Source organism: Burkholderia sp. LAS2 (genome assembly GCF_018417615.1).
Lineage (GTDB): Bacteria > Pseudomonadota > Gammaproteobacteria > Burkholderiales > Burkholderiaceae > Burkholderia > Burkholderia sola.
On sequence record NZ_CP071052.1, the window covers coordinates 583,452 to 598,255 of the forward strand.

The following is a 14,804-nucleotide window of genomic DNA, read 5'->3' on the forward strand; positions in this document are numbered from 1 at the left end:
CGCGCATGATGCGCCCGCGCCGCTTCGGTGAGCGAGGCATGAGCCCCGAGTAAAGCGCTCAAGCGCTAACTCGGGGCGCAAAGGAGCAAGCTATGGCTGGAATGAAGGAAATTCGCGGCAAGATCAAGAGCGTGCAGAACACGCGCAAGATCACGAAGGCGATGGAGATGGTGGCTGCATCGAAGATGCGTCGCGCGCAGGAACGCATGCGCGCTGCTCGTCCGTATGCAGACAAGGTCCGTGCCATCGCCGCGCACATGAGCCGTGCGAACCCCGAGTACCGCCACCCGTTCATGGTGGCGAACGACGGCGCGCAGACGGCCGGCATCATCCTCGTCACGACGGACAAGGGTCTGTGCGGTGGTCTGAACACCAACGTGCTGCGTGCGACGGTGCAGAAGTTCAAGGAGCTGGAAGAGAAGGGCCAGAAGGTCGAAGCCACCGCGATCGGCGGCAAGGGCCTCGGGTTCCTGAACCGCTTCGGCGCGAAGGTGATGTCGCAGGTCGTGCACCTCGGCGACACCCCGCACCTGGACAAGCTGATCGGCGCCGTGAAGACGCAGCTCGATCTGTACTCGGAAGGCAAGCTGTCGGCGGTTTATATCGCTTACACGCGCTTCGTCAACACGATGAAGCAGGAAGCCGTGATCGAGCAGCTGCTGCCGCTGTCGTCGGAACACTTCGAAGCCGATGACGGTACGCCGGCGACGTCGTGGGACTACATCTACGAGCCGGACGCGCAGGCAGTCGTCGACGAACTGCTCGTGCGTTACGTCGAGGCGCTGGTGTACCAGGCCGTCGCGGAAAACATGGCGTCCGAGCAATCGGCGCGCATGGTCGCGATGAAGGCCGCGTCCGACAACGCGAAGACGGTGATCAGCGAACTGCAGCTCGTATACAACAAGAGCCGTCAGGCCGCGATCACGAAAGAACTGTCGGAGATCGTCGGCGGCGCAGCCGCTGTTTAAGCGCGCGCCCGGGACGACAACTGCGCCTTTGCGCGAGTAAAGAATCAGGTATTTAAAGGAAAAGCGATGAGTACTGCTGCTTTGGTAGAAGGCAAGATCGTACAGTGCATCGGCGCCGTTATCGACGTGGAATTCCCGCGCGACAGCATGCCGAAGATCTACGACGCGCTCATTCTCGATGGCTCGGAACTGACGCTCGAAGTCCAGCAACAGCTGGGCGACGGCGTGGTCCGTACCATTTGTCTGGGTGCATCCGACGGCCTGCGCCGCGGCCTGACCGTGAAGAACACGGCGAAGCCGATCTCGGTGCCGGTCGGCAAGCCGACCCTCGGCCGTATCATGGACGTGCTCGGCCGTCCGATCGACGAAGCCGGCCCGATCGAAAGCGAAACGACGCGTTCGATCCACCAGAAGGCGCCGGCGTTCGACGAACTGTCGCCGTCGACCGAACTGCTCGAAACGGGTATCAAGGTCATCGACCTGATCTGCCCGTTCGCGAAGGGCGGCAAGGTTGGCCTGTTCGGCGGTGCTGGCGTGGGCAAGACCGTCAACATGATGGAGCTCATCAACAACATCGCGAAGGAACACGGCGGTTACTCCGTGTTCGCGGGCGTGGGCGAGCGTACCCGTGAAGGGAACGACTTCTACCACGAAATGAAGGACTCGAACGTTCTCGACAAGGTCGCGCTGGTGTACGGCCAGATGAACGAGCCGCCGGGCAACCGTCTGCGCGTCGCGCTGACCGGCCTGACGATGGCCGAGCACTTCCGTGACGAAGGCCTCGACGTGCTGTTCTTCGTCGACAACATCTACCGTTTCACGCTGGCCGGTACCGAAGTGTCGGCACTGCTCGGCCGTATGCCGTCGGCAGTGGGCTATCAGCCGACGCTGGCTGAAGAAATGGGCAAGCTGCAAGAGCGCATCACGTCGACCAAGAAGGGCTCGATTACGTCGGTTCAGGCCGTGTACGTCCCTGCGGACGACTTGACCGACCCGTCGCCGGCGACCACCTTCGGCCACCTTGACGCAACCGTCGTTCTGTCGCGTGACATCGCTTCGCTGGGCATCTACCCGGCGGTCGACCCGCTCGACTCGACGTCGCGCCAGATCGACCCGAACGTGATCGGTGAAGAGCACTACTCGATCACCCGTCGCGTTCAGCAGACGCTGCAGCGCTACAAGGAACTGCGCGACATCATCGCGATTCTGGGCATGGACGAACTGTCGCCGGAAGACAAGCTGTCGGTCGCACGTGCACGTAAGATCCAGCGTTTCCTGTCGCAGCCGTTCCACGTCGCTGAAGTGTTCACGGGCTCGCCGGGCAAGTACGTACCGCTGAAGGAAACGATCCGTGGCTTCAAGATGATCGTCGACGGCGAGTGCGACCACCTGCCGGAACAGGCGTTCTACATGGTCGGCACGATCGACGAAGCCTTCGAAAAGGCCAAGAAGATCCAGTAAGGGCTTGAGTGGGGCGCAAGCCGGCGTGTGCCGGCCGGAGCAATGAGTCAGCGATGACTTGTATGCCGGCCGCCCGCGTCGGCCGCAATACGCTCAACCTGTGGATGAGATTGGAGTCGATATGGCAACCATCAAAGTAGACGTCGTCAGCGCGGAAGAGCAGATCTTCTCGGGCGAGGCGAAATTCGTCGCGCTGCCGGGCGAAACGGGTGAGCTGGGCATTCTGCCGGGTCACACGCCGCTGATCACGCGGATTCGTCCGGGTGCGGTGCGCATCGAGGTCGAGGGCGGCAACGACGAATTCGTGTTCGTCGCGGGCGGCATTCTCGAAGTGCAGCCGGGCGCCGTGACGGTGCTCGCCGATACCGCGATCCGCGGCAAGGACCTCGACGCGGCGAAAGCCGAGGAAGCGCGCAAGCGCGCCGAGGAAACGCTGCAGAACGCGAAGTCGGATCTCGACCTCGCGAAAGCGCAATCCGAGCTCGCGACCGCGATGGCGCAGCTCGAGGCGATCCAGCGTCTGGCGAAGATCCGCAGCCGGCACTGAGCCGCGCCGCGTATCCCGCGAAAGAAAGCAGCCTTCGGGCTGCTTTTTTTTCGCCCGGCTTTTTCGTCTGTCTTTTTGCGGGCCGGATCGTATCGTCCGGTCGTGCTATTTCACCCGCCCGCCGCGATTCGATGTCAGAGTGTCGTCAGCGGAGCGCGGCATCATCCGCGCTGAGGCCGTCCGTCGCGATCGTCGCGGCGGAGGCGCGCGCGCAGCAGGCAGGCGCAGCACGCGCGCGGGCCGATCAGACAAAAACGGACGGAGACATCGATGGCAGCAGACCTTGGCAAGGGGGCGCTGATCGCGCCCGAAAACGGACTGTCCTACGTGCGCGGCGCGACCGACGTGCCGCTATCCGACGCGACGATCAGCCGGTTCCTGCTCGACACGGCCGGCCGCTTTCCCGACCGTCCGGCCGTCGTGTTCCGCGAGCAGCAGGTGCGCTGGACCTGGCGCGAATTCGCACACGAGGTCGACGTGCTGGCCGCGGGGCTCGCCGCGCTCGGGATCGTGAAGGGCGACTGCGTCGGCATCTGGTCGCCGAACCGCAGCGAATGGCTGCTCACGCAGTTCGCGACCGCGCGGATCGGCGCGGTGCTCGTCAACATCAATCCGGCCTACCGGCTGTCGGAGCTCGAATACGCGCTGAACAAGGTCGGCTGCAAGGCCGTGATCGCGGCCGAGCGCTTCAAGAGTTCCGCGTACGTCGAGATGCTGCAGACCATCGCGCCGGAGCTCGCGACCGCGACGCCGGGCGACCTGCATGCGGCGCGCGTGCCGAGCCTGCGCACGATCGTGTCGATGGGCGAGGTGGCGCCCGCCGGCATGTTCCGCTTCGCGGACGTGATGGCGCGCGGCCGCCGGGCCGTCGATCCGGCGCTGCTCGATGCGATCGGCGCGACGCTCGCGGCCAACGATCCGATCAACATCCAGTTCACGAGCGGCACGACCGGCAGCCCGAAGGGCGCGACGCTCACGCATCGCAACGTCGTCAACAACGCGCGCTCGATCGCGATGGCGATGCGTTTCACCGAACAGGATTCGCTCTGCATCCCGGTGCCGCTCTATCACTGCTTCGGGATGGTGCTGGCCGTGCTTGCCTGCGTGTCGACGGGCGCCGCGATGGTGTTTCCCGGCGAAGCGTTCGATCCGGTCGCGACGCTCGCGGCAGTGGCCGAAGAACGCTGCACCGCGCTGCATGGCGTGCCGACGATGTTCATCGCGGAGCTCGATCATCCGGAATTCGCGAGATTCGACTTGTCGACGCTGCGCACCGGGATCATGGCCGGCTCGCCGTGCCCGATCGAGACGATGAAGCGCGTGGTGGCGCAGATGCATCTGTCTGAAATCACGATCGCGTACGGGATGACGGAGACGAGCCCCGTGTCGTTCCAGAGCTCGACCGACGATCCGCTGGAAAAGCGCACGACGACGGTCGGCCGCATCCAGCCGCATCTCGAAGTGAAGATCGTCGATCCGAGCGGCAACATCGTGCCGGTCGGCGCGACGGGCGAGCTGTGCACGAAGGGCTATTCGGTGATGCTCGGCTACTGGGATGACGACGCGAAGACGCGCGAGGTGCTGGTCGACGGCTGGATGCATACGGGCGACCTCGCGACGCTCGACGAGGACGGCTATTGCAACATCGTCGGCCGCCTGAAGGACATGGTGATTCGCGGCGGCGAGAACGTCTATCCGCGTGAGATCGAGGAATTCCTGTTCCGCCATCCGAAGATCCAGAGCGCGCAGGTATTCGGCGTGCCCGATGCGAAGTACGGCGAGGAGCTGTGCGCGTGGATCGTGCTGCGCGCGGACGAGCAGATGACCGAGGACGACGTGCGCGCGTTCTGCAACGGGCAGATCGCGCACTACAAGATTCCGCGCTATATCCGCTTCGTCGACGAACTGCCGATGACGGTGACGGGCAAGGTGCAGAAGTTCGTGATGCGCGAGCGGATGATCGACGAACTGAAGCTCGACGTGCAGAAGACTGCTTGAAGGGAGACGGTGCGAAAAAACGTGGCGGCCTGTAGGTCGCTACGTTTTCGATGGACGAAAAAAAGCGGGCTTATTAGCCCGCTAAAAACCACACGCTACGGGGTTAGCGCGAGGAGACCAAAGATGAAACCGGATCCGGCGGGGGCCGGAAACGACTCCAACAGGGATGCCCCTCGGAAGGGCTTCGGTACGTGACCGACTGGCTCGCAGCGCTTCGCGTCCGCTCACACTTGGCACACGAGACCGCATCCGTGTTGAAACCGTTGAGGCCCATTGTGGGCGAATTAATGACCCGTGGCGGTAACAAAGTGTTTCAGGTTGTAACGCCCGCCAGATAAGGCTTTCCGGGATTTTTTGCTGTTTTCGGGGTCCTGAAAAAGGTCATATTTACCCGTCTTTTCCGCAGAGTTTTCATCGTATGCGCATCGCGCGTTTTTCCTGCGTTTTCGCGTCAGTGAATTGCCCATTTGCACGCGTGAATGTGCATCGCGCGATAGATACCGCGCATGAGGATTCATTCGTCAGAAAGATTTTGAAACGTGATCGGCGCACGTGGTAGTCGGCCATTCGGCCAATTTTCGCGGTTTTACGCCGGTCGGCGTCACCGCAATCTGTAACGGCGGGGCGCCGGCCCGGCTGCAGAACACACCGCTTTCAGTCTTCGTCGGCGGCAACAACGGGGACGATTTCCATTATTGGCCGCCGAGGCCGCACGCGCTCGCGACTACTTCAGCCACTTGTCCGCAATTGCCTGGTATTCACCGGTGGACAGCGCGAGATGCAGCCACTGGTCGACGTATTGCTGGAACACGACGTCGCCGCGCGGCACCATATACGCCTTCTCGCCGAACTGGAACGGTTTGTCCGGATGCACCGAGCAGAGGCCCGGATTCAGCTTTTGCTGCAGCAGCGTCTCGGACGCATCCGTCACCATCACGTCAGCCTTGCCCGCGAGGATCTGCTTGAAGATCGTCACGTTGTCCGGATAGACGCTCAGGTTCGCATGCGCGAAGAACTGCTTCGCGAAGCGCTCGTTGGTCCCGCCCGGATTCACGATCACGCGCGTATCGGGCCGGTCGATCTGCGCGACGGTCTGGTACTTGTCGGCATCCGCGCAGCGCACGATCGGCGTCTTGCCGTCGACCACGTACGGCTGCGTGAAGAACACGCGCTTCTGGCGCTCGAGCGTCGTCGACACGCCGCCCACCGCGATGTCGCACTTCGCGACGAAGTCGTGGGTGAGGTTCGGCCAGCTCGTCTTCACGTAGTCCGCCTTCACGCCGAGCGATTTCGCGAGCGACTCCGCCATATCGATGTCGATGCCCTCGAAGCGGCCGTCCGCGCGGTAGTACGAATACGGCTTGTAATCGCCCGTCGTGCACACGCGCAGCGTGCCGCGCGCGAGCACGTCGTCGAGCCGCGAGCCGGCGGCCGCAGCGTCCGCGGGCGCGGCCGTGGCCGTGGCCGCTCCCTGCGCGTGCGCGGCAGCGCAGCAAAACGCGGTGGCAGTGGCGAGCGCGGCAAGCGTGGCGAGTGTCTTCATCGTCTCCTCCTTCGTTTCGTTCGATATGAGCGTCCGATCATAACGGAGCCATCGCGCGCGTCATATGGCCGCCATCGCATCGGCATGCGCAGCCCGATCGCGGCTGTCCGGTAAAATGCCGCTTTGCCTTCGCTTCGTCGCTCCTACCGTGGCCCATAACCTGCTCAACGACACCTTCCTGCGTGCGCTTCTGCGCGAGCCGACCGACTACACGCCGATCTGGCTGATGCGCCAGGCCGGCCGCTACCTGCCCGAATACAACGCGACGCGCGCGCGCGCCGGCAGCTTCCTCGGTCTCGCGAAGCATCCCGACTACGCGACAGAAGTGACGTTGCAGCCGCTCGAGCGCTTTCCGCTCGACGCCGCGATCCTGTTCTCGGACATCCTGACGATTCCCGACGCGATGGGGCTCGGCCTCGACTTCCAGGTCGGCGAAGGGCCGAAGTTCGCGCATCCGGTGCGCACCGAGGCCGACGTCGCGAGGCTCGCGGTGCCGGACATCGAGGAGACGCTCGGCTACGTGACGGGCGCCGTGCGCGAGATCCGCCGCGCGCTCACCGACGGCCAGGGCCGGCAGCGCGTGCCGCTGATCGGCTTCTCGGGCAGCCCGTGGACGCTCGCGTGCTACATGGTCGAAGGCGGCGGCTCGGACGATTTCCGTACGGTGAAGTCGATGGCGTATTCGCGCCCGGACCTGATGCACCGGATCCTCGACGTGAACGCGCAGGCGGTGGCCGCGTACCTGAACGCACAGATCGAAGCGGGCGCGCAGGCCGTGATGATCTTCGATACGTGGGGCGGCGCGCTGGCCGACGGCGCGTACCAGCGCTTCTCGCTCGACTATATCCGTCGCGTGGTGTCGCAGCTCAAGCGCGAGCATGACGGCGAGCGCGTGCCGGTGATCACGTTCACGAAGGGCGGCGGGCTGTGGCTCGAGGAGATCGCGGCGACCGGCGTCGACGCGGTCGGGCTCGACTGGACGGTCAACCTCGGCGCCGCGCGCGAGCGCGTCGCGGGGCGCGTCGCCCTGCAGGGCAACCTCGACCCGACGATCCTGTTTGCGCCGCCGGCCGCGGTGCGCGAACAGGCGCGCGCGGTGCTCGACAGCTACGGCAACCATCCGGGCCACGTGTTCAACCTCGGGCACGGCATTTCGCAATTCACGTCGCCCGATCACGTCGCCGAACTCGTCGACGAAGTCCATACCCACAGCCGCGCGATCCGTAGCGGAGCGTCGGGCTGAACGCAAGCGCCGTCATGCTGCGCTGCGGGATGACGATGTTTCGTTTTTGAAACTAAACAGGACGCAACCCCGCTCCCGTTGCCGATTCGGTGCTTGTCAAGACTTGACTTATACACATTTTCCACGTTGCAGCGCGGTAGAGCCCCGTATCGGTCAATTTGTCTCGCTATGGTTGGGTAATTTGAATAGCAGCCTTATGGAATAAGGCTTCGCGGGGCACCGCCGGAAGCGGCGAAAAACAGCGGAAAGCACGGCCCGGCGCGCGTTGCGGCCATTGAGCGGCGAGTTCTCAACAAAGTTATCCACAGGCTGGGCAGGGTATACGGCGATTCCTAATGCGAATCCAAAACTTAGCGCCGAATCTGACGTTTTACTTTAAGTTCGCCGCCGCGATGCGGACGCGGATGCCGGCCGTCCGTATGCTGCGTACCGCCGCTGCCGGAGCGCGCGGATGAGCGGCACCTACCTGCGCGTGGCGCTCGACCATCCGCTCGCGACCCTGTTCGACTACCGCTGCGACGCGCAGCCGATGCCCGTGCCCGGCACGCTCGTGCAGGTGCCGTTCGGCAAGCGGCAGGCCGTCGGGCTCGTCTGCGAAGTCACCACTCACACCGAGGTACCGCCGACGCGGCTGCGCGCGGTCGATGCGATCTGCACGGAGCTGCCGCCGCTGTCGGCGGACTGGCTCGCGCTCGTATCGTTCGCCGCCGACTACTATCAGCGCGGGCGCGGCGAAGTCGCGTTACCGGCGCTGCCGCAGGCGCTGCGCGACGCCGGGCGCTGGGGGCGGTTGCTCGCGCCCGAAGTGCGCTACCGGCCGACCGAAGCCGGCCGCGCGGCGCTGCCCGACGCATTGCCCGCGCGCGGCGCCGCGCTGCGCCGGCTCGCGCAGGCGCTGGCCGATACCGGTTCGTTGACGCTGCCCGACGCGCGTGCGCTGCATCCGAAGGCTGTCGCGACGCTCGACGACTGGGCGGCACGCGGCTGGGTCGACGTCGAAGAGATCGGCTGGGCCGATGCGCCTGTGGCCAACCCTGTGGATAACCTGTCGACAAGCAGTGGGCGCGCTGTGCCGCCGGCGTTGACCGACCAGCAGGCCGAGGCGCTCGACGCGATCCGCGCGGCGCAGGGCTTCGCGCCGTTCCTGCTGCACGGCGTGACGGGCAGCGGCAAGACCGAGGTCTATCTGCATGCGCTCGCGTCGCTGCTCGACGCGCGGCCGGACGCGCAGGCGCTCGTGCTCGTGCCGGAAATCAACCTGACGCCGCAGTTCGAGGCCGCGTTTCGCGCGCGCTTCGCGGGCGCGCTCGCCGACGATGCGATCGTCACGCTGCACAGCGGGCTTGCCGAAGGCGAGCGGGCGCGCAACTGGCTCGCCGCGCACACGGGCCGCGCGCGGATCGTGCTCGGCACGCGGCTCGCGGTGCTCGCGTCGATGCCGACGCTCGCGCTGATCGTCGTCGACGAGGAGCACGAGCCCGCGTACAAGCAGCAGGAAGGATTGCGCTATTCGGCGCGTGACCTGGCGGTGTGGCGCGCGAAGCAGCTCGGCATCACTATCGTGCTCGGCTCGGCCACGCCGTCGCTCGAAAGCTGGTGGCAGGCGGAGCAGGGGCGCTACACGCGGCTCACGCTGTCGCGCCGCGCGGTGGCCGACGCGACGCTGCCGACCGTGCGGCTGATCGATCTCGAAGAGGAACGGCGGCGCGGGCGCGCATCGATGGGCGGGCTGTCGGGGCCGCTCGTCGCGGCGCTGAAGGCGCGGCTCGAACGCGGCGAACAGAGCCTCGTGTTCCTGAACCGGCGCGGTTATGCGCCGCAGCTCGCGTGCGACGCATGCGGCTGGGTGGCCGGTTGCCCGCGCTGCAGCGCGTACGTCGTGCTGCACAAGCCCGAGCATGCGCTGCGCTGCCATCACTGCGGCTGGGAAGCGCGGATTCCGCGGTCGTGTCCCGAGTGCGGGAACGTCGACATCGCGCCGCTCGGGCGCGGCACGCAGCGCATCGAGGAGGCGCTCGCCGAGACCGTGCCGGGCGCGCGGATCCTGCGGATCGACGCGGACAGCACGCGCCGCAAGGGCAGCGCGCAGGCGCTTTTTTCCGACGTGCACGCGGGCGAGGTCGACATCCTGGTCGGCACGCAGATGATCGCGAAGGGGCACGACTTCCAGCGCGTGTCGCTCGTCGGCGTGCTCAATGCCGATACCGCGCTGTTTTCGCACGACTTCCGCGCGAGCGAGCGGCTGTTCGCGCAGCTGATGCAGGTGAGCGGCCGCGCGGGGCGGGCCGGGCTGCCGGGCGAGGTGATGGTGCAGACGCGCTACCCGCGTCACGCGCTGTACCACGCGCTCGGCCGGCAGGATTACGTCGGCTTCGCGAATTCGCAGCTCGGCGAGCGTCGCGACGCGCACCTGCCGCCGTTCGTCTACCAGGCGCTGCTGCGCGCCGAAGGGCGTACGCTCGACGCGGCGCTCGCGTTCCTGCTGCAGGCCGCGGCCGCGTTGTCGGGGCTGCCGGGCGCCGAACGCGTGACCGTGTACGACGCGGTGCCGATGACGATCGTGAAGGTCGCCAACGTTCACCGCGCGCAGTTGCTCCTCGAAAGCGCATCGCGGGCGGCGCTGCAGCATGCGCTGCGCGCATGGTTGCCGGAGTTGCGCGCGCTGAAGGGCGTGCTGCGGTGGAGCGTCGAGGTCGATCCGCTGGATATCTGAGCGACGCCCGCGCGGCTGTCGCGCGGGGCGTTGCCTGATACGGGAAGCCGGGGCCGCCGCGCGCCCGAATCGTCTCCCGTCTCGCGCCCGGCGCCCGCACCCCACCGCGTCACACCGCCCAGTGCAACCCGTTTTCGACTGCTTCCGCGCATGCCGAAGGTTGCACACGCGTACCGAATCGCCCCGATCAGGGAAAACACCGAGCCCCCGACCACGGGCAACCCCTAGGTTGCAACCTCATAAGTGGCTGATTATATTGACTAACTTATGGGTGCAACCCCTCTCTCAATTTGGTTGCACCTTTTTATTGCGTGCCGTAGGATTTCGCGCATCCTCTCACACCATACTGCCGGGCTCGCACCGGCGCACGAACCCACCATGGCAAGCACGACTCTCGGCGTCAAAGTCGACGACCTTCTCCGCTCGCGCCTGAAAGACGCGGCAGCGCGTCTCGAGCGCACTCCCCACTGGCTGATCAAGCAGGCGATCTTCGCGTATCTCGAGCGGATCGAGCACGGCCAGTTGCCGGCCGAGCTGTCGGGCCACAGCGGCGTGACGGAGCTCGCCGACGGTCAGGCCGCGGACGGCGACGACGACAACTCGCCGCATCCGTTCCTCGAGTTCGCGCAGAACGTGCAGCCGCAATCGGTGCTGCGCGCGGCGATCACGGCTGCGTACCGCCGGCCGGAACCGGAGTGCGTGCCGTTCCTGCTCGGCCAGGCGCGCCTGCCTGCGAACCTGCAGGCGGACGTGCAGGCGCTCGCGACGAAGCTGGTCGAGGCGCTGCGCGAGAAGAGCTCGGGCGGCGGCGTCGAAGGGCTGATCCACGAGTTCTCGCTGTCGAGCCAGGAAGGCGTCGCGCTGATGTGCCTCGCCGAAGCGCTGCTGCGCATTCCCGATCGCGCGACGCGCGACGCGTTGATCCGCGACAAGATCAGCAAGGGCGACTGGCGCTCGCACGTCGGCCACGCGCCGTCGCTGTTCGTGAACGCGGCGACCTGGGGGCTGATGATCACCGGCAAGCTCGTGACGACCAACAGCGAAGCGGGCCTGTCGTCGGCACTCACGCGCCTGATCGGCCGCGGCGGCGAGCCGCTGATCCGCAAGGGCGTCGACATGGCGATGCGCCTGATGGGCGAGCAGTTCGTCACCGGCGAAACGATTTCCGAGGCGCTCGCGAACAGCCGCAAGTACGAAGCGCGCGGCTTCCGCTATTCGTACGACATGCTCGGCGAAGCGGCGACGACCGAAGAGGACGCGCAGCGCTACTACGCGTCGTACGAACAGGCGATCCACGCGATCGGCAAGGCGGCCGGCGGCCGCGGCATCTACGAAGGCCCGGGCATCTCGATCAAGCTGTCGGCGCTGCATGCGCGCTACTCGCGCTCGCAGCAGGACCGCACGATGAGCGAGCTGCTGCCGCGCGTGCGCGCGCTGGCGCTGCTCGCACGCCGCTACGACATCGGCCTGAACATCGACGCGGAAGAAGCCGACCGCCTCGAACTGTCGCTCGACCTGCTCGAGGCGCTGTGCTTCGATCCGGAGCTTGCCGGCTGGAACGGCATCGGCTTCGTCGTGCAGGGCTACCAGAAGCGCTGCCCGTTCGTGATCGACTACCTGATCGATCTCGCGCGCCGCAGCCGTCACCGCCTGATGATCCGCCTCGTGAAGGGCGCGTACTGGGACAGCGAAATCAAGCGTGCTCAGGTCGACGGCCTCGAAGGCTATCCGGTCTACACGCGCAAGATCTACACCGACGTGTCGTATCTCGCATGCGCGAAGAAGCTGCTCGCGGCGCCGGACGCCGTGTATCCGCAGTTCGCGACGCACAACGCGTACACGCTGGCTGCGATCTACCAGCTCGCGGGCCAGAACTACTACCCGGGCCAGTACGAATTCCAGTGTCTGCACGGGATGGGCGAGCCGCTGTACGAGGAAGTCACGGGCCGCGACAAGCTGAATCGTCCGTGCCGCGTGTATGCACCGGTCGGCACGCACGAGACGCTGCTCGCCTACCTCGTGCGCCGTCTGCTGGAAAACGGCGCGAACACGTCGTTCGTGAACCGCATCGCCGATAAAACCGTGTCGGTGAAGGAGCTGGTCGCCGATCCGGTCGACGAAGCGTCGAAGATCGTGCCGCTCGGCGCGCCGCACGCGAAGATCCCGCTGCCGCGCCACCTGTACGGCGACGAGCGTCCCAACTCGATGGGCCTCGACCTGTCGAACGAACACCGTCTCGCGTCGCTGTCGTCCGCGCTGCTCGCGAGCGCGCACCACCCGTGGCGCGCGGCGCCGATGCTCGCCGACGACGCGCTCGCCGACGCGCCGGCGCGCGACGTGCGCAACCCGGCCGACCAGCGCGACCTGGTCGGCACGGTCAGCGAAGCGACGTCCGAACACGTGAGCGCGGCGCTCGCGCACGCGGTGGCCGCCGCGCCGATCTGGCAGGCCACGCCGGTCGATGCGCGCGCCGATTGCCTGGTGCGCGCGGCCGACCTGCTCGAAGCGCAGATGCATACGCTGATGGGCCTGATCGTGCGCGAAGCCGGCAAGTCGCTGCCGAACGCGATCGCCGAGATCCGCGAAGCGGTCGACTTCCTGCGCTACTACGCGGCGCAGATCCGCGGCGAATTCTCGAACGACACGCACCGTCCGCTCGGCCCCGTCGTCTGTATCAGCCCGTGGAACTTCCCGCTCGCGATCTTCATGGGCCAGGTGGCCGCGGCGCTCGCCGCCGGCAACACGGTGCTCGCGAAGCCGGCCGAACAGACGCCGCTGATCGCCGCGCAAGCCGTGCGCCTGCTGCGCGAGGCCGGCGTGCCGGCCGGCGCGGTGCAGCTGCTGCCGGGCACGGGCGAGACCGTCGGCGCGGCGCTGGTCGCCGATCCGCGCACGCGTGCGGTGATGTTCACGGGCTCGACCGAAGTCGCGCGCCTGATCAACAAGACGCTCGCCGCGCGCCTCGATCCGGACGGCAAGCCGATTCCGCTGATCGCCGAAACGGGCGGCCAGAACGCGATGATCGTCGATTCGTCGGCGCTCGCGGAGCAGGTCGTCGCCGACGTGATGCAGTCGTCGTTCGACTCGGCCGGTCAACGGTGTTCGGCGCTGCGCGTTCTGTGTCTGCAGGACGACGTCGCGGACCGCACGCTGACGATGCTCAAGGGCGCGATGCACGAGCTCGCGCTCGGCAACCCGGACCGGCTGTCGACCGACGTCGGCCCGGTGATCGACGGCGAAGCGAAGCAGACGATCGACACGCACGTCGCGGCGATGAAGGACAAGGGCCATGCGGTCACGCAGCTGCCGATGCCGGACGCGTGCGCGCACGGCACGTTCGTGCCGCCGACGCTGATCGAGATCGGCAGTATCGACGAGCTGAAGCGTGAAGTGTTCGGCCCCGTGCTGCACGTGGTGCGCTACCGTCGCAGCCAGCTCGACAAGCTGCTCGAGCAGATCCGCGCGACCGGCTACGGGCTGACGCTCGGCATCCACACGCGGATCGACGAGACGATCGCGCACGTGATCTCGAATGCGCACGTGGGCAACATCTACGTGAACCGCAACGTGATCGGCGCGGTGGTCGGCGTGCAGCCGTTCGGCGGCGAAGGGCTGTCGGGTACGGGGCCGAAGGCCGGCGGCGCGCTGTACCTGCAGCGCCTGCTCGCGACGCGTCCGTCGGGGCTGCCGCGTTCGCTCGCGGAGTCGCTGATCGCGGACGGCGCGGCCGATGGCGACGCGCGCGGTAATCCGGCGGCAGCGCTCACGGCACTGCGCGACTGGCTGATCGAGCAGCGCGAGCCGGCGCTCGCCGCACGCTGCGACGGTTACCTCGCACAGGTGCCGGCCGGCGCAACCGCGGTGCTGACCGGCCCGACGGGCGAGCGAAACACGTATACACTCGGCCCGCGCGGCACGGTGCTGTGTGTCGCGGCCACGCCGGGCGGCGCGCGCGCGCAGTTCGCGGCGGTGCTGGCGACGGGCAACCGCGCGTTGTTCGCCGGTGCGGCGGGCGAGGCGCTGGTGGCCGCGCTGCCGGCGTCGCTGAAGGCGCACGCGGCCGTGCGCAAGCAGGCCGACGCGCCGTTCGACGCGGTGCTGTTCGAAGGCGACAGCGACGAGCTGCAGACGCTCGTGAAGGACGTCGCGCAGCGCCCGGGGCCGATCGTATCGGTGCAGGGCGTGTCGGCGGGCGCGTTCGAGAACGGCGACGCGGAAGACTACGCGCTCGAGCGGTTGCTGACGGAACGCTCGGTGAGCGTGAATACGGCCGCGGCGGGCGGCAATGCGAATTTGATGACGATCGGCTGATCATCCTTGCCGTTCGGATC

General features: G+C 66.7%; 8 protein-coding genes. 7 read left to right on the forward strand and 1 reads right to left on the reverse strand.

Features of this window, described 5'->3' with window-relative positions:
• Window positions 1-92: 92 nt before the first annotated feature.
• The 4 genes from atpG (at window position 93) to JYG37_RS02765 (ending at window position 4,974) form a co-directional block, all read left to right on the forward strand.
• A complete protein-coding gene (gene atpG / locus JYG37_RS02750; protein WP_034209645.1) occupies window positions 93-968 on the forward strand; it encodes a F0F1 ATP synthase subunit gamma in 876 nt (291 codons plus the stop codon).
• A 66-nt stretch (window positions 969-1,034) separates the two neighbouring features.
• Window positions 1,035-2,429: a F0F1 ATP synthase subunit beta gene (gene atpD, locus JYG37_RS02755; RefSeq protein WP_031397079.1), complete on the forward strand. Its 1,395-nt coding sequence runs from the start codon at window positions 1,035-1,037 to the stop codon at window positions 2,427-2,429.
• 121 nt (window positions 2,430-2,550) lie between these two features.
• Window positions 2,551-2,976 (forward strand): F0F1 ATP synthase subunit epsilon, encoded by a 426-nt coding sequence (locus tag JYG37_RS02760; protein ID WP_006477288.1) that lies wholly within the window; start codon window positions 2,551-2,553, stop codon window positions 2,974-2,976.
• Window positions 2,977-3,246: 270 nt separating this feature from the next.
• Window positions 3,247-4,974 carry an AMP-binding protein gene (locus JYG37_RS02765; RefSeq protein WP_176016535.1) on the forward strand — a complete coding sequence of 576 codons (1,728 nt, stop codon included), beginning with the start codon at window positions 3,247-3,249 and terminating at the stop codon, window positions 4,972-4,974.
• A gap of 724 nt (window positions 4,975-5,698) precedes the next feature.
• On the opposite strand, the gene JYG37_RS02770 is transcribed toward JYG37_RS02765, so the two are convergent.
• A complete protein-coding gene (locus JYG37_RS02770; protein WP_213345869.1) occupies window positions 5,699-6,517 on the reverse strand; it encodes a transporter substrate-binding domain-containing protein in 819 nt (272 codons plus the stop codon).
• A gap of 148 nt (window positions 6,518-6,665) precedes the next feature.
• On the opposite strand from JYG37_RS02770, the gene hemE reads away from it, so the two are divergent.
• The 3 genes from hemE to putA all read left to right on the forward strand — a co-directional run bounded on the left by hemE (window position 6,666) and on the right by putA (window position 14,784).
• Window positions 6,666-7,760: a uroporphyrinogen decarboxylase gene (hemE, locus tag JYG37_RS02775; protein ID WP_279612901.1), complete on the forward strand. Its 1,095-nt coding sequence runs from the start codon at window positions 6,666-6,668 to the stop codon at window positions 7,758-7,760.
• Between the two features lie 451 nt (window positions 7,761-8,211).
• Window positions 8,212-10,473: a primosomal protein N' gene (locus JYG37_RS02780; RefSeq protein ID WP_213345870.1), complete on the forward strand. Its 2,262-nt coding sequence runs from the start codon at window positions 8,212-8,214 to the stop codon at window positions 10,471-10,473.
• 378 nt (window positions 10,474-10,851) lie between these two features.
• The gene (gene putA / locus JYG37_RS02785) at window positions 10,852-14,784 is read left to right on the forward strand and encodes a trifunctional transcriptional regulator/proline dehydrogenase/L-glutamate gamma-semialdehyde dehydrogenase (RefSeq protein ID WP_213345871.1); all 3,933 of its coding nucleotides are present in this window, start codon (window positions 10,852-10,854) and stop codon (window positions 14,782-14,784) included.
• The last annotated feature ends 20 nt before the right edge of the window (window positions 14,785-14,804 follow it).